This is a genomic window from Psychrobacillus mangrovi (genome assembly GCF_037104765.1).
Taxonomy (GTDB): Bacteria; Bacillota; Bacilli; order Bacillales_A; family Planococcaceae; genus Psychrobacillus; species Psychrobacillus mangrovi.
Genome location: NZ_JBAWSY010000006.1, coordinates 108,266 through 130,083 on the forward strand (window position 1 = coordinate 108,266; position 21,818 = coordinate 130,083).

The 21,818-nt window shown below is 34.1% G+C and carries 22 protein-coding genes; 3 read left to right on the forward strand and 19 right to left on the reverse strand.

Annotated features, from left to right (window positions below; translation table 11 throughout):
* Window positions 1-11 precede the first annotated feature (11 nt).
* Genes WAX74_RS10460 through WAX74_RS10470 form a run of 3 tightly spaced genes read right to left on the reverse strand, consistent with a single transcriptional unit; the run spans window position 12 to window position 1,195 of the window.
* Window positions 12-401 (reverse strand): carboxymuconolactone decarboxylase family protein, encoded by a 390-nt coding sequence (locus tag WAX74_RS10460; RefSeq protein ID WP_336497606.1) that lies wholly within the window; start codon window positions 399-401, stop codon window positions 12-14.
* A 58-nt stretch (window positions 402-459) separates the two neighbouring features.
* Window positions 460-798 carry a DUF3147 family protein gene (locus WAX74_RS10465; protein ID WP_336497607.1) on the reverse strand — a complete coding sequence of 113 codons (339 nt, stop codon included), beginning with the start codon at window positions 796-798 and terminating at the stop codon, window positions 460-462.
* A complete protein-coding gene (locus tag WAX74_RS10470; protein WP_336497608.1) occupies window positions 782-1,195 on the reverse strand; it encodes a MarR family winged helix-turn-helix transcriptional regulator in 414 nt (137 codons plus the stop codon). The genes WAX74_RS10465 and WAX74_RS10470 overlap by 17 nt, the downstream gene beginning before the upstream one ends.
* A 227-nt stretch (window positions 1,196-1,422) precedes the next feature.
* On the opposite strand from WAX74_RS10470, the gene WAX74_RS10475 reads away from it, so the two are divergent.
* Window positions 1,423-2,187 carry a DUF3891 family protein gene (locus tag WAX74_RS10475; protein WP_336497609.1) on the forward strand — a complete coding sequence of 255 codons (765 nt, stop codon included), beginning with the start codon at window positions 1,423-1,425 and terminating at the stop codon, window positions 2,185-2,187.
* A 282-nt stretch (window positions 2,188-2,469) separates the two neighbouring features.
* Here the strand turns inward: WAX74_RS10475 and WAX74_RS10480 are convergent, their stop codons facing one another.
* From WAX74_RS10480 to WAX74_RS10530, 11 genes are all read right to left on the reverse strand, one after another.
* The gene (locus tag WAX74_RS10480; RefSeq protein ID WP_336497610.1) at window positions 2,470-3,393 is read right to left on the reverse strand and encodes an aminoglycoside phosphotransferase family protein; all 924 of its coding nucleotides are present in this window, start codon (window positions 3,391-3,393) and stop codon (window positions 2,470-2,472) included.
* Between the two features lie 357 nt (window positions 3,394-3,750).
* Window positions 3,751-4,479 (reverse strand): NAD(P)H-dependent oxidoreductase, encoded by a 729-nt coding sequence (locus WAX74_RS10485; RefSeq protein ID WP_336497611.1) that lies wholly within the window; start codon window positions 4,477-4,479, stop codon window positions 3,751-3,753.
* 63 nt (window positions 4,480-4,542) lie between these two features.
* The gene (locus tag WAX74_RS10490; RefSeq protein ID WP_336497612.1) at window positions 4,543-5,820 is read right to left on the reverse strand and encodes a TRAP transporter large permease; all 1,278 of its coding nucleotides are present in this window, start codon (window positions 5,818-5,820) and stop codon (window positions 4,543-4,545) included.
* Window positions 5,817-6,305 (reverse strand): TRAP transporter small permease, encoded by a 489-nt coding sequence (locus WAX74_RS10495; RefSeq protein ID WP_336497613.1) that lies wholly within the window; start codon window positions 6,303-6,305, stop codon window positions 5,817-5,819. The genes WAX74_RS10490 and WAX74_RS10495 overlap by 4 nt, the downstream gene beginning before the upstream one ends.
* Before the next feature lie 101 nt (window positions 6,306-6,406).
* Window positions 6,407-7,432 (reverse strand): TRAP transporter substrate-binding protein, encoded by a 1,026-nt coding sequence (locus WAX74_RS10500; RefSeq protein ID WP_336497614.1) that lies wholly within the window; start codon window positions 7,430-7,432, stop codon window positions 6,407-6,409.
* Window positions 7,429-8,079, reverse strand: coding sequence for a GntR family transcriptional regulator (locus tag WAX74_RS10505; protein ID WP_336497615.1), 651 nt, complete (start codon window positions 8,077-8,079; stop codon window positions 7,429-7,431). Before WAX74_RS10505 ends, WAX74_RS10500 begins: the two co-directional genes overlap by 4 nt.
* Window positions 8,080-8,090: 11 nt before the next feature.
* Window positions 8,091-8,975, reverse strand: coding sequence for a DUF6282 family protein (locus WAX74_RS10510; protein ID WP_336497616.1), 885 nt, complete (start codon window positions 8,973-8,975; stop codon window positions 8,091-8,093).
* Entirely contained in the window at window positions 8,968-9,879 is a 912-nt protein-coding gene (locus tag WAX74_RS10515; RefSeq protein WP_336497617.1) for a cupin domain-containing protein, read from the reverse strand. Before WAX74_RS10515 ends, WAX74_RS10510 begins: the two co-directional genes overlap by 8 nt.
* 90 nt (window positions 9,880-9,969) lie before the next feature.
* Window positions 9,970-10,713: an HpcH/HpaI aldolase family protein gene (locus tag WAX74_RS10520; RefSeq protein ID WP_336497618.1), complete on the reverse strand. Its 744-nt coding sequence runs from the start codon at window positions 10,711-10,713 to the stop codon at window positions 9,970-9,972.
* A 511-nt stretch (window positions 10,714-11,224) separates the two neighbouring features.
* The gene (locus tag WAX74_RS10525) at window positions 11,225-11,410 is read right to left on the reverse strand and encodes a hypothetical protein (protein ID WP_336497619.1); all 186 of its coding nucleotides are present in this window, start codon (window positions 11,408-11,410) and stop codon (window positions 11,225-11,227) included.
* 55 nt (window positions 11,411-11,465) lie between these two features.
* Window positions 11,466-11,792, reverse strand: coding sequence for a hypothetical protein (locus WAX74_RS10530; RefSeq protein ID WP_336497620.1), 327 nt, complete (start codon window positions 11,790-11,792; stop codon window positions 11,466-11,468).
* A gap of 127 nt (window positions 11,793-11,919) precedes the next feature.
* On the opposite strand from WAX74_RS10530, the gene WAX74_RS10535 reads away from it, so the two are divergent.
* Entirely contained in the window at window positions 11,920-12,093 is a 174-nt protein-coding gene (locus WAX74_RS10535; protein WP_336497621.1) for a hypothetical protein, read from the forward strand.
* Between the two features lie 46 nt (window positions 12,094-12,139).
* Here the strand turns inward: WAX74_RS10535 and WAX74_RS10540 are convergent, their stop codons facing one another.
* Window positions 12,140-12,385, reverse strand: a complete 246-nt coding sequence (locus WAX74_RS10540; protein ID WP_336497622.1) for a hypothetical protein — start codon at window positions 12,383-12,385, stop codon at window positions 12,140-12,142.
* A gap of 150 nt (window positions 12,386-12,535) precedes the next feature.
* Here WAX74_RS10540 and WAX74_RS10545 point away from each other — a divergent pair, with 150 nt between their 5' ends.
* Entirely contained in the window at window positions 12,536-13,048 is a 513-nt protein-coding gene (locus WAX74_RS10545; RefSeq protein WP_336497623.1) for a cysteine hydrolase family protein, read from the forward strand.
* A gap of 522 nt (window positions 13,049-13,570) precedes the next feature.
* Here WAX74_RS10545 and WAX74_RS10550 read toward each other — a convergent pair.
* The 4 genes from WAX74_RS10550 to WAX74_RS10565 all read right to left on the reverse strand — a co-directional run bounded on the left by WAX74_RS10550 (window position 13,571) and on the right by WAX74_RS10565 (window position 21,638).
* Complete coding sequence (locus WAX74_RS10550; protein WP_336497624.1) at window positions 13,571-14,833, reverse strand: McrC family protein; 1,263 nt, start codon at window positions 14,831-14,833, stop codon at window positions 13,571-13,573.
* Between the two features lie 12 nt (window positions 14,834-14,845).
* Window positions 14,846-17,251, reverse strand: coding sequence for an AAA family ATPase (locus WAX74_RS10555; protein WP_336497625.1), 2,406 nt, complete (start codon window positions 17,249-17,251; stop codon window positions 14,846-14,848).
* A 3-nt stretch (window positions 17,252-17,254) separates the two neighbouring features.
* Window positions 17,255-17,422, reverse strand: a complete 168-nt coding sequence (locus WAX74_RS10560; RefSeq protein ID WP_336497626.1) for a hypothetical protein — start codon at window positions 17,420-17,422, stop codon at window positions 17,255-17,257.
* 451 nt (window positions 17,423-17,873) lie between these two features.
* Window positions 17,874-21,638, reverse strand: coding sequence for an AAA domain-containing protein (locus tag WAX74_RS10565; protein WP_336497627.1), 3,765 nt, complete (start codon window positions 21,636-21,638; stop codon window positions 17,874-17,876).
* Window positions 21,639-21,818 lie beyond the last annotated feature (180 nt).

Sequence of the window (21,818 nt, forward strand, 5' to 3'; positions counted from 1 at the left end):
TCTAAAGCCTATTATTCTACTGTTAAATCGCGTGCTCGAAAAACTTTTTGTGCAATCGTAAGCGCATTTTGCACTCGTGGGAAACCGATATATGGCACTAATTGCAATAGAGCCTCCACTATTTCTTTTGGTGATAAGCCACCTGTTAACCCTCGCTTTATATGCGTTTCTATTTGTGGTTCTGCCCCTTGTGTGACAACTGATGTAATAACGACTAACGCTCTACTTTTCGCATCAAGACCTTCGCGGCTGTAAATATCTCCATATGCAAATTCCATTATAAACTTTCGTAGATCTGGTGCTATATCTGCAAGAGCATCATTCTTAATCATCCAGTTTGCTTCTTCTTCCGTTACATATTGTTTAATAGTTTCAAATCCCTTTTGAAAACGATCAGACATTGCCTTCCCTCCTATCCCTTTAATCTTAATTTTATATTAATGGAAGAATAATACTATATTAATTCAGAAATTCCTGTACTTTATTTTGCAAAACTAAAGACAAACTCCAACAGACAAGCCCTATCGATATAGCAAATACAAAATTTAAATTATTTTTCAATGCAATATAAACACCTACAAGCATTACAATTGTAGCGGGTAAACCAATAATTACTCCCCAAGTAAATTGTTGAATTTGTTCCTTCGTTTGCCCTTCAACTGTTAGCCATAAAACACTCAACAAACTTATTAATGGCATGGCCGCTAGTATGCCCCCGTATGTTGGAAATCGCTTTGCTATCTCTGTTACAACTCCAATAATCGCAGCTGAACTTAGAATTTTAATGATTATAAACATGTTTCGCTGCCTCACTTAGTATATGGAATGCACTCTCTATTTCTATTTTTTGCTCACTTGTTAAAGTTGCCCATACCTTGGACAATTTTTCAGAGTCTAACTCCGTATTAACTTTAACAATTTTCAGCCCTTCTTCTGTTAGGTTAATATTAACGATACGTTGATCATCCTTTAATCGATTTTTTGTAACCCAGCCGTTACGCTCTAATTTTTTTATATGTTCAGATGCAGTGTTAGGAGAAATTTGAAGTGTTTTTGCTACATCTTGAACAGTGGCTCCTTCTTCCTTTTGAATAAACTGTAAGATTCGTACACTTTGATGTGAAATGTTCACTTGGTTTTCGGGATGTAAATAATAATAAATTGCAGTGAAGTCATTATTTATATTGTTCATCATTATTATCCTCTCTACATTAATATCGCATATAACGATTATATCGTATAATACGATATAATATAAACAAAATTTACAGGATTCCTTATTATGAATAAAAGTTTATTAAATAATATCGGTAACAAAAGGAAACAATAATAGAATGTCCTTAGTATTATTAGTTTAAATTTGTTCGATAAGTGGGTATTTATATTATAAGAAACTCGATAGTTTAGAAAGGATTTATGAAAATGATTATATTGGAACGGGAACAAAGCTATCTTATGGTGACTCAAAATGAGCATGGCAAAATTGCAGGGGAAATCGTCCAACATTGCAAAGAGGATTATTTTTATGATCTTGAGCGAAGTGAAGAAGTAATACTGGCTGTCCATGAGCATGACCGAGGCTGGATAGAGTTAGACACTTCTCCCGTATGGAATGATCAAACAGATAAGCCTTATTCTTTTATAGACTATCCAGAATCGCTCAAAATTACTTTTTATAAAAAGGGATTAGAAGAAGTTGCAGAAATGAGCGAATACGCAGCGCTTTTATGTAGCTTGCACTATTCCTCATTTATTCAGGATGCGGAGGAATTAGCAGTTAGAGAATTCTGGAATGAAGAAAAGCAAAAACAGGAGCAGCTTTCAAAGGAATTAGGAATAACGGGTAATGAAGAAAAGGAAAAAACCTTAATGTACCATTTAGACCTCTTAAAGTTTGGTGATTTTCTGTCCCTGTTTATTTCTTTAAATGAACCGGGTAATAATGACAATACACATCCCTTTTTCGAAAACGGATTTCCACAAATGTTCCTTTTTGCAACGGACAAACCTATTGTCGCACACTGGGAAAATGAAGAGACTGTCTCACTTTCCTTCTCCCCACTGAAAAGTGAGTTGGAACTTAGAATGCCATATAAGGAAGTAATGAAAGACCAAATCGAAAAGCATGGAATCTTGCAAGCATACAGGGATGCTCCTGTATCTGAAAGAAAGATCGTGTTTAAATAATTTGTGAAAGTGCGATTAGTTTTTTTAAAACTGATCGCCCTTTCGTTAAGATATTCATTTTATTTATTTTTATCCCTATGCTGGCTATCCTTTATCGTTTTGGCCATAGCTAAAAGTACAATAATAATAACGATGCTAATAAAAGATATGAATACAATGATAGTAGACACATTGATCATTCCTTTCGAGATAATTTAAAGAATCTCAAGTTTCTCAGGCAGTGGCTTTCTTGCGAAGTAAATCACTATATATGTATAAAATTTTCACGATACGTTTTCATAATTACATTTTTGATTTATACCAAGTTGGTGTTAATAGCTCAAAATTCTTATGATCTTCCAGCATGACATATATACGTTCTATCATTTTATCTAGTTGTTCAGGGGATTTCTTGATGGACCAAACGACACTAGAAAACACAACCATTGCGACATAGATTGAATACAGTCTCCAAAATTCTTCTGGTATTTGATGATCGAAATAACCATGTATTTGCCCAACAGAAAAAGGAATACTGTCTACTCTGCTAGACATAGCAACTTTTACAAAGTCGTGAAATGGGTCTCCCCAATCATAGTTATTAAAATCTATTACTCCAACATACTTTTTGTCCTTCAAAATAATATTTTCTATATGAAAGTCATCATGTTGAAATTGATTTGGACGATTTTTTAAATAATGAGCATTACTCTCGATAAAATCCATAATTTTATCGTCATGTTCAATCTTTATACCACAATTTTTATATGCATCTAGGTATCTATAATGTTTTTGCACGGCTCTTTCATACCACGGTTTAATAGTAGAAGGTGCTGGATGTAAATGAATTCTAGCTAAGTCTCTACCTGCCTCTATTCCAATTTCATATTGTTCTTGCTCTGTTAGGGAAGGAATTGACTCCTTTACATCTTTTCCTTCCATATAAGAATATATGTTATAACAAATGCCTAAATCCTCTAATACTCCAATATCAACTGGTTTAGGAGCTTGCACCTTATACTCTTCTATATCCCTTAAGATTTGAAACTCTTCTTTTTTTCTTTCGTACCCATCTAATACAATAATTCGTAATACATACTTCTTGCCATAGTTATCAACAACAACATACTTCTTATCAGGTGAGTAACCTTTTGATAGCGGCTCTACTCTCGTAGCATTGTGAAGTAGCTTTATTCTATCTTCCAGTATTGGAATAATATCTTTCATAATGCACCCCTTTCTTTTCACACTCTTGTTTCAACCTAATTCTCTAAGATCTCGTTTTTAACTACTTACTACTTCCACATAACTAAAATAAAACCTCCTTACCTTACTGGTTTTCTGTTGTTTTGAAAATGAAAGAAAAGATATTGTCTATATACAAAAAGCAGCCGAAAATAAAATTTCGGCTGCCCGTTCCTTTTAATGAACATTTCTCAATAGTTGTTACATTAGCAGACAATGTTTTCTCTTAATTTTTTGATATTCTTGTACAAACTCTCGGCACTAATCTTCTCACTTTTTTTAAGGTAAGGAAATTTTATTTATTTACACTTCCTAATAAAAAATACTGCATAAATGATTTTATTGATTCCAATTACTGTTATTAAATTTTTGAGATAATTCTTTTAGTGTAGGAACAATTTTTAATTCCTCGTGCCAAGCAACATCATTAGCAATGTTTGTTATTTGATGCTCCCATTGTTTTAAGTAGTTTAATCTCTCTTCTAAGCTGACTCTAGGAGATGCATATGCTATAAAAGGATCATATACATCTAGTCCCATATATTCCAACATACATCTGTTTATTGGATATAAAATTTTATCGATTGAACCATATACATCATCTGTTGAAAATCTTTGTTTTGTACCACCAGTCGTTAAAGCGATAATTCCTCTACGCTTTTTAAAATAGCCTTTAGAGAAACGTTGTCCATCCGAGTATGCTACCCCATAGGCAAGCACTCGATCAAACCAGCCTTTTAAAATGGCGGGCATTCCTCCCCACCATAAAGGAAAAACCAAAATACATAAGTCGAGATTTAGTAGTTTTTCTTGTTCACGGGCAATATCATCCGAAAAATGATCATGCTCACTAGCATATAATTGCTCGGATTGATAATGGAATTTACTCGGATCTCCCTGTAATTTAAAATCATGTCTACCTGCAACAGGATTAAAATGGTCAAAATACAAATCTGATACTTCTACTTTATGACCAGCTTTTAGCAAAGTCTGTACTGCTTTTTCTTTCAATGCATGAGTAAAAGATTGCGGCTCAGGATGAGCGTACACAATTAAAACATTTACCATTACATTTCCTCACTTTCATCTAGCTCTACCAAGCTAATATCTTTTCATGACTTTTATAACACTCTATTCATATCCTAGTAAGTTAGGAAGCCACATCGATAAATCTGGTACATATGTTAGAACAAATAAAATGATTATTAATCCTATTAAAAATGGCATACTTGCTTTTACTAAAGAAGGCAACTTTACTTTTGTCATATTACTAACAATGAATAACACTATTCCTACAGGTGGTGTAACCAAACCTAAAGTTAAGTTAAAGCACACTATAATGCCAAAATGAATAGGGTCAACGCCTAAACTTACTACTACCGGCATTAAAATTGGTACCAATATTAGAATTGCTGCTGTTGTTTCCATAAACATACCTACAAAAAGCAAGAAAATATTTATTATCAACAAAATAATAAGAACATTATCCGTCAACCCCAATAAGAAGGAAGAAATTTGTTGTGGTATTTGTTCAAGTGATAATGACCATCCTAATATATTTGCTGATGCAATAATAAACGTCACGGAAGCAGTAATGATACCTGTGCTTAAAAAGATTGAAGACAAATCTTTCATTCTCAAAGTTTTATAATAAAACTTTCCAATAATAATAGCTGCTACGCATGCAATTGCTCCAGATTCTGTTGGTGTAAACCAGCCCGAATAAATTCCCCCTAAGATAATAACTGGAATAAGCAATGCGGGTGCTGCATCTAAAAAGGATATAGTAAACTCTTTAACGTTTGGCTTAGCGTGCTTAGCAAAATTACGTTTACGTACATAAAAGTAAATAATAATAAAATGAACTATGGCAATTAAAAATGCTGGCACGATACCTGCCATAAATAAACCACCAATAGATGTACTTGCAACTACACCATAAATAATGAATGTCATACTTGGTGGATGAATCGGACCAATGGTTGAAGATGTTGCTGTTAATGCTGCTGCGAATGAACGATCAAAACCATCCTTCTCCATTTCTGGAACTACCATCTTACTACGGATTGCTGCTTCAGCATTTGCAGAGCCGACAATAGAACCAAGTAATAGCCCGATGATTACATTTACATATGCCAATCCACCTTTAAAATGTCCCATTAGTGATTTTGAAAATTTCAATAATTTATCTGTTATGCCACCTGCATTCATCAATTCTCCTGCAAGCACAAAAAAAGGTATAGCTAATAAAGAAAAATTATTTACACTTGAAAGCATTCGTTGTGACGTTACATCCAAAAGACCTGTACCATCTATCGAAAAAAGGTGTAAAAAAGCAGTAATTGATAATACAAATGCAATAGGAATTCCAGAAAACAATAGTAACAAGAAAATTATTACTAAAATCATTCGTATTCACCCTCTTTGTCGAATAATTCTTTAGGGTCTAGTAAGAAAGCAATCTCATGAATCAACATTATGAACAAGCCTAAGGGAATGGAAAGATAAGGTATTGCCATCGATATATTTAAACCAGGTGAAAATTGGTTCATTGTAGACGGTGATAAAGTTGCATGTATTGAAAAATATATTAATAAAATTGTAAAGAAAATTGTAATCACTTGTGTAATATAAAATATGATTTTTCTTTTCTTCTCATTTAACTTTGTAAATGCATTTAATGCTATTAATTCACCCTTTTTATAGACTACACTCGCACCAATAAAAGTAGTCCAAACTAACGTGAATCGTGATAATTCCTCACTCCAATGAATAGAAGAATTTAATACATTTCGAAAAAACACTTCAATTGTTGTCACTGTTAATAAAACCGCCACTAAAATCACAACTAAATACCCTGTATAGAGATTAAGCTTTTCGCTGAATGCTCTCATAGAAATTCACCTCTTTACTGAAAATTCGGACAATTATTTTTAAAAAGGATGGTATCTAGAGCTATATATAAGCTCAGCTCTAGATACTCTGTTTAAGTTTATTACTTGAGAGTCTCTACTTTTTCAACAAAATCCTTAATTAATGGATCTTTAGCTTCATATTTCTCGTACAATGGATTTAGGAGTTCAATAAATGCTTTTGGATTTTCAATTTCATTGACTTGAATACCTTTTTCTTTAATAGCAGCTAAAGCTGTTGCATCCAAATCCTTGATCTGCTCAAAAAGGTAAGCGACTGCTTCATCAGATGCTTCTTGAATAAGTGCTTTGTCCCCCTCAGAGAAACTATTATATAAATCGTTATTAATAAGTAAAACTGCTGGGTAAGGGAATTGACCAGATATTGTTAAGTAATCTAGTACTTCAAGATGCTTCTCTGCATAAATTGTAGATAGGTTTACTTCTTCACCATCAATAACCCCAGTTTGCAATGCACTGTAAACTTCTCCATAAGCCATTGGCGTTGGTGAAGCTCCTAATGTATTAAAAATATCAACAATTAAATCTGATTGGGCAACACGTAATTTTATACCCTTCAAGTCTTCCGGCGTTTGTACAACTTTTTCATTATTCGCGATATGCCTCATACCGCCTTCATATAAACCAATTCCCGTAGCTCCTAATTTCGTTTCTAAAGCAGCTAATATATCTTTAAATTCTTGCGTTTTCAAAGCCTCTTCTTCAATCTCATAATTATTTAATAAAAATGGGAGTTGAACGGATTCTAATAATGGCGTATACGAACTAGTTACGGATGTCGAAACACCACCTAAATCGACACTTCCGTTCATGATATTTTGTAGCATCTCTAAGTCATCGCCTAATTGTCTATTTGGGTAAATTGTAATCTTAATTCTTCCATCGGACTTTTCATCTACTAACTCAGCAAATTTTGTAAAACCTATATGCATTGGATGTTTTTCATTCGCTGCATGGCCAAATTTTAAATCATATGTTTTTCCTTCCGATTGATCACCACTTGATTCATTCGCTTCTGTATCCCCACAAGCTGCTATTAATACCATGCTTAAAACAAGTAACACTGCCCATAAAAATTTATTTTTCATCCCTTATTCCCCTCTTTCTCTGCTCTTAATTTTTTAATCATATCAGTTGTACTGTTTATCTTTTGCACTCTAATAGTGTTTTCTGCTAGCTTTTCATCTTTTTCGATCAGCGCTTTCAATATTTCTTTATGCTCCTCATTTGAATTTTTCAAGCGCTCAGGAAATAAATTAAAAAATGATTTTGTATATTTTGTTCTAGCAAAAAGATTGCTTAATGTTTCCATTAATATTTGTGAGTTACATAGTCCATATATGTGTTGATGAAAATTTGAGTTGATTAATTCGTATTCCGCTACCTTGTTTGTTGAAATACAATAATCCATCTTCATTATATATTCATTTAAAATTTTTATATCATGCTCTCCTATATTTGGAACAGCCCATCTAGTAGCTAGTGCTTCGATTTCAATTCTGAATTTACAGAGCTTATCAAATTCATCTAAGTCAAATTCTTTTACCTTTGCACCCTTATTTTTTTCGAATTCTACAAAGCCCTCTGTTTCTAACATTTTAAGCGCTTCTCGAATTGGTATATCGCTCATATTAGTTTCTCTACTAATCTCGCGTATATTTAATTTGTGACCAGGTTTATATTTAAAACTTAATATATTTTGTTTCATTAACTCATAGACTTCATTAGATTTCATTTCGTTTTAATTTACCCTCCTAATAGTTTCAATTGATTTTCTCTTGTTATATTTTTAACAAACTGTTTACTAAACCCCTGTTCAAGTAATTTGTTAATAAAATCAAGTAATCCATCATGAGGAAATGGATTTTCGATTTGCCCTAAATCAGATGAGATGATTACATTTTTATCACCCGTACGTTTAAAAATTTCATACATACCATCCCAACTAATACCATAGTGCTCTTGAACGACACCATAACATTGTTCTAAAGTTGCACCATATTCTAATAGCTCCAATTGTTCCTCGATTGAAAATGCAATGGAGGAGAAAGTTGGATGTGTTATCACTAGTTTTTTATACTGTTCATTTCTAGCATACTTTGCTAGTTCAAGAGTTTCCGTTTTTGATAAATGACCACTTGCTAATATCAAATCTTGTTCCTTACAAATTGCCACAATTTCTTTTACTTCTTCTTTTATTTGTTTGTCTTCTAAAATAGTAATCCCAGGAACTTCTTGCTTTTTATCATTATTCTTTTGTACTTGTGCCCATGGTGGTAATACACCATAACTATTTTTTAACAAATACTCTCTTTCATTCTTCGCATCAAATGTAGGCATCCATATAACCTTTGCACCGCTCTTTGCTGCCATTAAAACCGCTTCTGGATTTAAACCACCTACAGAATTGTTTAAAGCTAAAGCACCAATTGCTTCGATCGATGGGTGTGATTTTTTTACCAATTTCGCTCGCTCAGCCGTGTTAAAATAGTGTGATTTAATACAAAATCCTGCCATGTTATATTGTTCCATGATTTTCGCGTAATCTATATCATCTAATTTTCGTTCACTAATATCTGGCGCAGTATGAACATGTAGATCATAAATACCTTCTAACATTTCTTCATTCATCTTTATCATCCCCCTCTGGCAATGGATATTCATCCGCATTCAAAACCCAACCATTCTTCTTTGAAAAATCAATACGTGGAGGACAAAATATATCAATCAATCTATTTAAACGTTCTCCCACCGCTTCTGTCGTATGAATAACTCCTGGTGGAATAACTGTAATAGAAGGTGAATGAACTAATTCGTGTTGATCTTCTTGCCAATTATTTTTATTCTCAGTCCATGGCCAACGTAAATGATGTAAAAATTCACCTTCAACCGCCAGTGAGCACTGTTGGAAATCCTCATGAGAATGCGGGGAAAGTTTTTTTGGATCTCTCGGACCTTCTAATGGGTCTAATGCGTTAATCATAAATGTAGTACCTCTATAAATTGTGCCAAATCTATTACCATCAGGTGCAACATTTAAGTCATATACTCTTACTTTGTATCCATCTACCGGGTCTGGCCAAGATTGAAATGGTGGTATATGATGATGAGCTGTGTTATAGGATTGATTATTAACCGTCACTTCATTTAAGTCTTTATTGATTGTTGTAATTAAACGAACAATGTTTGAATCATCCAAAAAATTGATAACGCTTTCACCAGGAGGGACAAAAATGACTTTTTCTCCTCTAACCTCAGTAATTGTTTGCTGCCACTCAATTGTAAAATGGGCATTCTTGTTTGGAGATATTATTGCATACTCATCAAGTTGTTCACTTCTAGTAATTGTCACTCCATTTTTACACTCGGAGTAGAGCACATAAAAGTTTTGTCCCCTATGCACCCATGTTTTTTCTTCCCCATCACTTAATGTTGGTGTCTCTTCATAAAACTTACCGAGATGCGCTTCATTAAAAATCGAGAGTTCCGATTTGTTTTTTAATAAATCTTTTCTTGGATCACTTGTATTAAACATTCAATCACTCCATTTTTCAGCTATTTATATTTTATTTATCATAATTAATAAACTAAAATTTTTTTATCTTCAGATAATATGAAACGTAATCTAACTCCGCTTCACTTCTGCAATTAAACTTTTCGCACTATTTTTAAGTAATGTAATATCTCCACTTAATGCAATATACTGATACCCTTTCTCTAAATAATGTTTACATTCATTCATGTTGCCAGCAAATGCCCCTAACAATGTATCTGTCTTCCTTGCAGCATCTTCAATTTCTTTTAACTTTTCCAGGAAAGCTGAGTTATTGTAATCACCTGGACATCCTAAATCAATCGTTAGATCTACTGGTCCAATAAAAGCTACATCTATAAATTCCATATAGTCTTCGATGGATCCTTCGATATCTTTACTTTCAAATTGTGCAATACTAATTAATCGTTGATTTTCATTTTCTATATGTTGTTGAATGGATACTTCACCATATTTCGCATTAAAATTTGCATTACCAAAGGATCGTTTTCCTTTTGGAGGAAAGTACATCATATTGTAGAATTCCCTCACTTGGCCAATGGTACTAACTCGTGGCCTTTGAATTCCCGTTACACCCATTTCCAAAAATCTATTCAGTGTACCTGGATTAGGATCTGGATAGCGAATTATAAGAGGGATATTAGAAATTCTGCTTGCATCAACAATACTCCTCATATCATTTTCTGTAATTTGTGCATGCTCCATATCACAAATAATAAAATCAAACCCAGCTTGAGCCAATATATGAACAACATCACTATTAGGAATTTTCATAAATGTACCGATCATTGGATCTTTTTTCAGACTAGCCTTCACTTGTTTATCCCTCCTATGTTTAAAATTACGATAAAAAATTACTTTTTAACGTTTTTGACAACGCTTTCATATTACAGTAAAGCGAAGTTCAATTTTTTACATTCCTCCTTATTATTTCGTCACCTCAGTAGCCTCGTTTTTTAAAAAAGTTTGAAGCCAAACCTTAATTTTCTTCAACCACAAAATATTATATTATATATAATCTAATATTATCCCATATTATATATAATATAATTTATTGTTGTAAAGTGTTTTTTTGTTCTATTCTGTATTTTCTGCATATTTATTTTTAACCTTTCAGTGAAATTTAGAAGAGCGTTAAAAGAGACAGAATTACAACTCCTTTTTTCCTCATGAGTTCTTTTAAGCGATCTTTGACCGCCTCTCACCTGCACCTTTAATCAAATAGCCCTAAAGGTTAGTAAATGAAATTAAAATACTTTCCCTATATAAAAAAGCAGCCGAATATAAAAATTCGACTGCAGTTTCCCTATGTATTTAATTCTGCTATTCATCCCAACGATAGCGATACTACTTTTAAACGTTCCATGTATAATGGACTTACAAATGCATAGCAGAGTGGGCGGTTGTTCACTACCTTCAAAGGAGGTGATCCCAATAACCACATACGAATCGTTAAGTGTGTTAATACAGCTATGTGCTGTACTGTTAGTAGCTTTCTCAATCGTTGTGACATTGATCATTTTCTTTGTAAAAAAGAAATAACCTTCTTCCCCTGAGCTAAAAATCCTCTATTTCACTAAAACACTTAAAATTGCTGGTAGTATCAAGAGAAAAACTGCACTAACTAAAAGTATTTGAGACACTATTTTCGGCAACTTTTTTCTACCTACTCCTTTATACCATCCACTAAATTGCAATTTATTTCGATAAAGCACGAAAATCAGAAGAAAAATAGCAAAAAAGACCAACCAACCATAGTTTTCAGTATCAATACCCATCTCAACATAAACAAATTCAAGAAAATAGCCTAGAATGCCACCGATGATAAAAAATATGAAAATAATTCGTACTAGCTCTAATAATGTCCTAATGCCATTCCTCTCCTTCCCCTTCATTATGTAAACTTTACCACTTTTTACACTTGAGTACCAAGTTGAAAATGTTTCTGCCTAATCTATACATTATATATATTTTACAGAGCAAAATAAGGCATAGGTCGAATCAAATTGGAGGGAAAGTAGCTTGAAACATGATGTAAGCCCGAAAAATGAAAAACAGTTCAATGATCAAGGTGCAATGAATAATAATTTAGATGCTGCAACGATACAAATGAATCCTGATATCGCTAAACAACATATTAAACCTAAAGTAGAAAATCCAAGGACGGAAAAAAACGATTATACAAAAATGCTTTGATCCAAAAAGGCAACAACCACCCAAAGTGGTGTTGCCTTTACTATAATTATTCCTCTTGTATAAACTTCACCACGTCGTATCCACAATCATTACAGACCATTAAATGAGGACAAATATGATCCCTCGCAGTATTCGGATAACCATCACCCATTTTTACAGTTTCTTCATCGTTATAATGTCCATACGGATCTAAAAAATCGGATACCTTCCCTGAGTCATCTAACCGAGTATTACATTCTGGGCAATAAACTTCTAATTCTTTTAATGAGTTACATAAAGGACACATCGCCATAAGTATCACTCCTTTTTGCTTACAACTATAGTATCCATTTTTATGAGTACTATGTAGAATAGAAAAGGATAATTAATATTATTACACTCATTGTTATTCTCAATGCTACCAATCTATAATTAATATAAAAGATGCTAGGAGGAGAACGATATGAAAAATACTGCCCTTTTATTGATTGATGTACAAAACGGTATGTTTCTAGATGAAAATCCTGTATTTAATTCAACCAAGCTTATTATCAAACTCAAGCACCTTATAGAAAATGCTCGCGATCATCACATTCCCATCTTTTATATCCAACACAACAACACTTACCTGGAAAACGGTTCTGAGATATGGGATATACACCCAGAAATAAAACCTAACCCCACAGACATCATTATTCAAAAGACAACACCTGATTCCTTTTACAAAACGAATTTAAAGGAAGAACTTCAAAAACAACAGATCGAACACCTAGTCCTTGCCGGAATTCAATCGGAAATATGCGTAGACACCACTTGCAGAAATGCCTATAGCTTAGGCTACGATAATACGCTAGTAACGGATGCGCACAGCACATGGGACTCCGAGGAATTGACGGCACAACAAATTATTAATCACCACAATCAAGTATTACGGTGGTTTGCTGATACGCAGGAAACAAAAGAAATTATATTTTAAATAGAATCATAAAATAGAAACTGGTTTATATATGAAATAAACAGCCGAAGATGCAATTTCGGCTGCAATGCCCTTTTCTATCTAATTTACCAGTATGTACTTTTGAGAATAAGAAAAAAACCTATTGTAAAATAATACAAAGGTTTTTTGGCAGTATATTTAACTATTAGAGTGATTTTTTGGGTGACTCTAATACGAGTCTGCATCGATCGGAGTCTTCTTCAGATGCTACAAATTTATATCTTGCCCCATTAAAATCCCACAACTCATGATAACAATAACCTCTTTCAATTTAGTGAACCGTAAAAACTTATCACCTGTATGACTCTTTAACCAATGTCCTGCCTCTTTAATAGACCGGCAATCTTGGATGAGTTTTCCTTTTTTACACTTGGATTTTAAACATTTCCACAACTCTTCTCAACTTTAATCCTCTTTTCAGGAAAATAATGGGCTGTATCTTAGAAATAAGTTTGTTCAAAAGTTACTCTTGAACATCTAAATAGTATTATAGAAACAATTTTAGTTCAGATGGAATGCTACAATCTCTTTTAGGTTGGCAATCGTTTCTGCACGATCTTGGAGTGCCACCATATGTACTGCCACCTTTTTAGACTGTTCCCCCTCAATTGACCAGTACTCAATTGGAAATTGATCGTTACTTATCTCCCTTGTATAAGGATACAGCAAAATTGCTGCCTTTGCTTTTTTATAGCGTGTCACATAAGCGTACATTTGATATAAATCATCCCGTTGTACGCCTTTACGATTAATATTTTTTAATCTTTTCCACTTCGTATCGATTACTATTTGAGAATTGTCATTCTCAATAACTAAATCTGGTCTTAGCTGAAAAATCCCACGTTTTGTTCGTTCATTTATTAATAAACGATGACCTATATGTTGTTCATACACATTAGAGTCAATTGCAAAACTCATTAATTGTGCAATATATTTTTCAAAAAGATCATTCATTTCAAATAAAATCGAAAATGATGCGCTAGTATTCTGTGAAAATGTGCTTACTTGTCGTTGTAAAAACAATTTCGCTAATTCTAATGGAATCTCATATCGATTATTTGTTCGATCAAGTATTACTGATTGCGCATCATTAGAAGTAATTGCTCGATTTGAAACATCATCTAACAAATACATGACTTGTTGCAAAATGATTTGTGTTTCAACTCGTGTTACTATTTTTAAAAGCAGCTTAGTCGTCGTTTTAAATAATTGATTTAGTTTATTATCTACAGTCCGTTCTTCATATTCGCAATATGCTTGATAAGGTTTATTACGACCTACGTTTTCACGTATATGTTGGTGTACAAGCAGTGAACCTTTTAACGTTAATAAATTCTGTTCTACTTGTACGTAGCAACTTGTGATTCCACGATGTAATTCTTCTATTAATGTATGTGCATAATATGCAGCGAATAATTCAAGTAAATCATCCTCAGAAGTTAACACATATGCATTATTGATAATATTTGTATTAATATAGCCAACTTCATTTAGCATCCTATACAATACTTCACGGCAAGAAGCATTTCCTCCAACTGTCACTTTAGGAAGCAGCTCGATTGAAAAATCGCTACACTGAATAAAACCTACATAATTTAAAAATAACACTGATTGGCTTCCCCATATAATATACTTTTCATTTAGTTGTTGGTCATTTATATACTCAGCTAATTCCTCTGCTTGATTACGTGTAATTGTTAGGGGTTCATCAATATTACAAATTTTTAGGGAATCATATCCCTCTATTAATGTAATACGTTTCATTCCATTCACTCCTTAGTAGATACGGTGTATAGCCTCTTTTGAAGGAGTTGGATTAACCACATAATTAGTTCGCTCTTTTAGTCGTAATGTTGTTTCTTTAAATAAATCACTTGGATTAATAGTATAAGATTGAATAAATCCATCCGGTTGATCTACTTCCACTGAGCCGCCTAAAACAAGTGCAACCTTTTCCCAGTCATCATAAAAGTACTCATGTAGGAGTGGTATCACTTTCTTTTGAATCGTTTGGATAATGAAATTCACCGATAATTCTTTCCCTAAGAAAAACGCATGTCCTATTTGATGATCTCGATCATATAAATACTCTATTCTTGTATTCATCACTTCTAAAAGTTTACGAACGTTTATTCCATCCACATCTTCGGATAAAAGCGAAGAGTCGGGCATCATTTCGATAAAATCAAAACGACGACGAAGTGCCGTATCCATTAATGTAATCGAACGGTCCGCTGTATTCATTGTTCCAATGATATAGAGGTTAGATGGCACACCAAAGAAGTCTTTTGAATAAGGAAGTTTCACGACGATTTCATTTGCTTCACCTAATCTTTTATCATCTTCAATTAAAGTAATCAGCTCACCAAAAATTCGTGAAATATTGCCTCGGTTAATTTCATCAATAATGAGTACATAGTTTTGTGCCATCCCTTCAGTATCATCATTGCTAAGTAGCTGTTTAATGAAATCTATATTTAAATTGTCCATTTTTAATTCGTAAATCGTTTGTTGTGAAAAAATTTTCGTCGATAGTTGAGTTACAGAAATAAGTTCACCAGTATACAACCACTCCACTTTTCGGAAATGATTATAGGCAATATCCGTTTTGTCATCAAAATAGTATTCACCTGCTACTTTTCCAATTGCTTTAATATAGTGATTTCCATCCGAAACAATTACAATATCATCCACGGATAAACGATTTTTAAAACGATGTACAGCCTCTGCTACAAACTTACTTTGCCCTTCGCTATCAACCTGTTGTTCCAATTCATAACGGATTTCATTCAAATCCTCACAATTCTGATAATCTATTTCACCACCATAACCAAGTGCAATTACATCATTGTCTATACAATAGTCATAAATTTCTTCATCGTAACTACTATCACCTAATGACATTTTAAAGAAATTGATTTCATTTTCATCAAACACATAAGAAGTGGATGGCTTCATTGCAGAAAGCTTTGCAGCTTCACAAATTTCTTTGAAAATCCCATCTGTCGGAACAAAGGAGCCCTGGTCATCACTTCTCAATCCTTCAACAAAATCTTCATAAGAGTATGACTGATGGAACGTACAAAATTGAATTTGCTTTTGCTCAATATATTGTTTGTATGCTTCTACCCATTGCTCACGATTCGTTTCACCTGTTTCAGACTCTGCATTAACGAATTTTTCCGCTAACGATGGATTTACAATTTCTATTGCTTTTCGGACAACAGAATATGTTTTTCCTGTTCCAGGCGGCCCATAAAAAATTTGATTTTTTGCATGTTGCACTTGATTTCCACTTCCTTTTACCGAATTCACAAATCGCTTCGTTCTTGCCGTTTCTTCAATTAAATCGACTAAATCATTGCCACTATTTTGTGATATATAACGAACTGAAATTCCTTGTGGAAGCCCTTGAGGGTAATGAATTGGAATATATAATTCCTCTTCAATTTCAATCACTGAATATGAATTAAAAATTCCAGTAGACATGTGTTCAAGTAAAAATTCCGTATTTAAGCCAGCTGCAGAATAAGCTTGTTGAATATGCTGAAACGAAGCGAAAGTAGGATAATATTTTTCTTTTCGTAGCTTTTGAATTTCCACAATTTCCGCTTTATCAACATACGGAAAATCCATACTAACATGTCGTAATTTTCTTTCTTCATCATATATGTAACAAAGTTTTTTTTCTTCATTCTCGTGCCCAATTGCAAATTCTAATGCACCTTCTTCGTACAAGCGATTGAGTATTTCACCTGCTTGTACATACTGATTAATATGTTCACGATTGGTTTCAGAAAACGGCTCATCGTTAAACGTATCAAGGTGTTGAAGCTCCTTAAAATATTCAAATGGTAAAGTCATTCTATTGCGACGAGAATTCTTTTTCCCGTGAAAATAATAGAATTGAATCGTAGGTCTGTCCACAATCTCCTTCACACGACATTGCCACGCTAACATTGGTGATGAAGTAACTTTGTCCTTCAAATGTGAAACACAATTATTGCGAATTGCCGCACCAGACACTAAATAAATGACATCTCCTATTTGCTCTAAATCTATATGTGAGTTTTTTTGATTTGGGGCAGGGACTGCCATACCACGTGCCCAAAAGAATATTTTCGTTCTCTCAAAATATTCAAATTCCCAAATTCGATTGGATAACAACACAAAACTATTCATATTTTAATAACCTCTCATTTCCATGTATAAAGAAAGTCTACTATCTACCGCTGCACCAAAATTAACACTGAAAAATATAATTATTAGTTCTAGAACTCCTAACAAAGCTCCTAAACCCATCAATCCTTTTAATCTGGATGAAAAGGGGCGAAACATTTGTACAAAATGCATTTGGTTATTAATAAAGTTATCAGAGTTTCTCTGCGTTTCAGTACTCACTTTCTCTTTTATGAAGCTTAATATTCACTTCGACAAACTTCATTGTATACCCTTCCTTTCTTCTAATCACAAAATTTTTAAATAATATTGAAAAGAGCCAATATGTATTTTACCGTAGAAGTACATTAATCAATTAAACGAAAAAGACCCAAAAGTATGAAAACTCGTACTTCTGGGTCAATTTGTCTTTATAAACATATATTATTTATAATTTAAATATTGCCTACTAGATTGATTAATATGCCCTACTTAAGCTATGAAGTGCAGTTTGGATAAATATAAAATCCACCCCTATTTAAGAAAATAGATGTAATAAAATACTCATTTTTTCAATAATAAATAGGCAGCACTGAACAGACACGACTTTTGGAAACAAGTTTCTTCAGGGAGTCTCTGGCACTTATCACATTTCTAACATATCCCGAACTTCATCATCCCGAACTAGTTCTTTAATACGATGATCAATACGCTCTATTTCATTTACAGGATTCTTCCACCAATTTCTGCTCCAGATTCGTTCAATTGTCCAGCCTCGTGATTCCAAATACCTTTGACGATAAACATCTCGTTCTCTAGCGCTTGGGGAACTGTGATACATTGCCCCGTCACATTCTATACCAAGGATGTATCTGGAACGATCGTTTGGATGGACGACTGCCATGTCGATTCGATAGCCGGACATTCCTACTTGTGTGGTAATTTCATATCCTAAATTTAGAAGTTGTTGGTACACTTGCTCTTCAAATGGCGAGTCGAAATGAAGAGTTTGATGGACAACGTGCGTGTTTACTGCTTCATTAATTTCTTGGATCACTGTATGGATTTCTTCTAATTTTCCACCAGAAACGGCTCTTGCATATTTCAAGTATGACTTTAATAGCTTTGGCCCGCGTTCGGACGTGTTGGCTATATTTAGGTCTTCCGGTTCGATACTGGAAACTACGATGATTTCTTCTTTTGCACGGGTAACCGCTACGTTTAATCGATTTTCTCCGCCTCTTTGGTTAAGAGACCCAAAACGGTTGTATACTTTGCCTTCTTCATTTTTTGCATATCCAATTGAGAAAATAATGATATCTCGCTCGTCACCTTGTACATTTTCAATGTTTTTGACAAATAATCGTTCATCTAGATCACGCGCCATTACTTCATTATACAGGGTTCTAAATTCTTCATCTTCTACCGCTATAGCTTCAATTACATCTTGTACTTTTGACTGTTGTTTGGCATTAAAAGTAATAATCCCGACAGTCTTGCCAGGTTGTTGTTGCAGCGTACACTTTAATTGCGCAACAACTTCCATTGCTTCCACTTCGTTTGATTGGTTAAGCCATCTACCCTCAATTCGTTTCCAAATTATTCCGGGTGGATCTCTAAATGGCGTAACATTCGGTGCAATTTGGACATAGCCGTTATAGAAGGCATGGTTAGAAAAATTAATAAGCTCTTCATATTTAGAACGATAATGCCACTGCAAAATCTTCGCCGGAAAACGTCGTTTCGCTAAGTTAAGTAAGCTAATGGACTCATCGGTATCGAACTTTGCTTCTTCCTCTTCATCTTCATCCGCGTATCCCGCACGGAACAAATTGGATGGTTGGAGTTGCTTTTCATCCCCCGCTACGATAATTTGTTTTCCACGATATACAGATGGCATACCGCTTTCTACTGTTAACTGGGAAGCTTCATCAAATATTACAATGTCAAACAGTCCCTCTGTTAATGGAAAAATAGACGACACCATTTCTGGTGAAGCTAGCCACACTGGTAAAACATCCACTAGTCCTTTGTCTGCAAAGTCGTTTACTAGTTTACGAAGTGGCCAGATCATTCTCTTTTTACCTGTTTGATGTTTCAGTTCTTTCGTCGACTTTCTTTGTACTTGTTGAACGGACTTTACCACATTTTTCAATTCGTGGACCAAATACTCTGCTGCTACTTTTCGCTTTTCTTCCAAAAGATTAGCGAACGATTCGCGTATTCTACCAAACTCGTTTGTAGATATCTTCTGCACATCTGGATACTTTTCTTCCAGCTGATCAATCCAGTGAATATATGCTGAATTTTTCAATATGTCTACCCAAAATTCTGATAGAGATTGTTCTGTGCTATGCTCTTTTTCCTGCAGGGCAGTAACAACACTCTTTGTATCGTCACTTGCCTGTCGCCAGAATGTATCCATTAATTTAAGGTCATCAAAGTCGCGATGAATATACTCTAATAACAAGTCTAACTCTTTTAACGGAATATCACCTTCTGCCACACGATTCTGTAATTTCTTCACTTGTTCCTCTTGCATGAAAGTAGACAGTGCCTTCATGTCATCTGCCATAGCTTTCGTTACTTCTCCTAAATCGTGCATAATCTTTAGCGACTGTTTTACATTGATCCACTCTGTAGAATTTGTTCCTTTAAACTTCTCTCCATTTATAATCTCTTCAATAATGGATTTTCCTGTAATCGTTGTCCACCAGAAAATGCGCAAACCTTGAAGGGTACGTTTTTGGCTATCATCTAGATCTGGATAGATTTTTTCTAAACGGTGTTGTACTTCCCATGTATAAGCTGGCGTAATCTTTTCAATATCCAGCGCTTCGATATAGTCTGTTGCTTTTTTCGCTTTCTGGATTAATGCCTCTAACGTTTCAATCGCTTCTAACTTCGCTTTCATGTCAAATGCAGCAAAGCTGTTTCGGTACCGTAATGGATACGACTTTTGTCCAAACTGCTCGTACCACTCTCCATACGTATATACTGCTTCCGCCATTTCTCGTAAAGACTCTCTCGTAAATCGATGTATTACATTGTTTAAAGAGATAATCTTGTTTGAATCACTTATCGGTTTAGATGCACCATAAAGCTCGTATAATTTGTACCCATGCTGCTGAGTTTCATAGAGCGCTTTGGCAATTGTGTTTAGTAGCTGTTCTTGATTATCTAACCGAGAAGTCACATTAATCAGCTTTTCAACTGCTTCGGCAAACCGCAGCTCATTATGTTCTAAAACTGTTGAAATCTTTTGGTAAAGTACTTTTCTGTCCACTTTCTCATCATGCACAAGGGCAACATGATCACTAAGTCCCAAACTATTAATACGTTGATACACAACATCTAACGCGGCACGTTTCTGACAGACAACAAGTATCTTTTTCTTTCGGTGAAGTCCGTCCGTTATGAGGTTCACAATTACTTGCGATTTCCCCGTACCTGGAGGTCCATGTATGACTAATCCCTTTTGATGACGAGCCTCCCTCAAAATTTCTTCTTGAGAACCATCTGTTTGTAATAGATTCAGGATATCTTCTTTTTCCATGGTTTTCTCGTCTTCCTCGGTACCACTAGGTAACACACCTGCTTCTATTGATTGATCATCTTCAGAATTAATCATCTCTCCAACTAACGAAAGAGAGCTGGTTTCTGAAAGGTTAATCAACTCGTCATAATCTCGAACAATAGAAGAACCACCTTGCGGAAAATCACCAATAACCGCATTTTCAAGTAATGTCATATTAGCAACCTCTGGAATATCACTTACCTTATACTCCTTTAATCGAGTGAGACCTGTTTCTGTAAATTGAACCTTCAACTGGTGCTTCTCCAAAAAAGCAATAATTTTCGTAAAGTCCATGGAACTTGCAATTGAAACAGCCTCTTCAAAAATCTCCTCTGAGTAACCAAACTTATTTAATTTCTTCATCGCCAAAAAGAGCGTCCGATTTAACTGTGGACCACCTTCCTCCACATGTAACACCCATTTTTGCATTGCAATATTATCTTTTTCCAACCGAATTGGGTACAAGAAAAGAGGGGCTTGAATAAAGGTTCCATCGAGGAGAACACCAGATAAAAAAGGATAACCTAAGTAAAGGTCATGTACACCTGTTTCATCTTCAATTGCTTTAATTTGACGATAGAGATCAGTAAGTTTTTTTGATAGAATCATTGATTTCTCATCATCAAGGGAGGGATACAATAACGTAATCTTTTCTTTCCTTTTCTGCTCTACTATTTTCTTTATAATCGACTGTGCGTCTTCTTTTCCTTCAATTGAATTTATATTTGCAAGGTCAAAGCTCCATTTCTGATAGATTTTCAATAGACGAATGGAACGATTTCGTTTGTTGATGTTGTTAAGCTTATCACGCATATGTATTAAATGAGCTTTCATTAGTATCACTTCTTTCATTAAAACGACAGTTTTATAGTATTAATTTGTTACGATAAATTATACTTTAAATTGTGATTAAATGGTAACAATACTTGGATTTTAATATGATTATGGCATTTTCAATCAGTTTGATGCCATATCTTTGATACAACATAGTTCTATTCATTCTTCTTATTTATG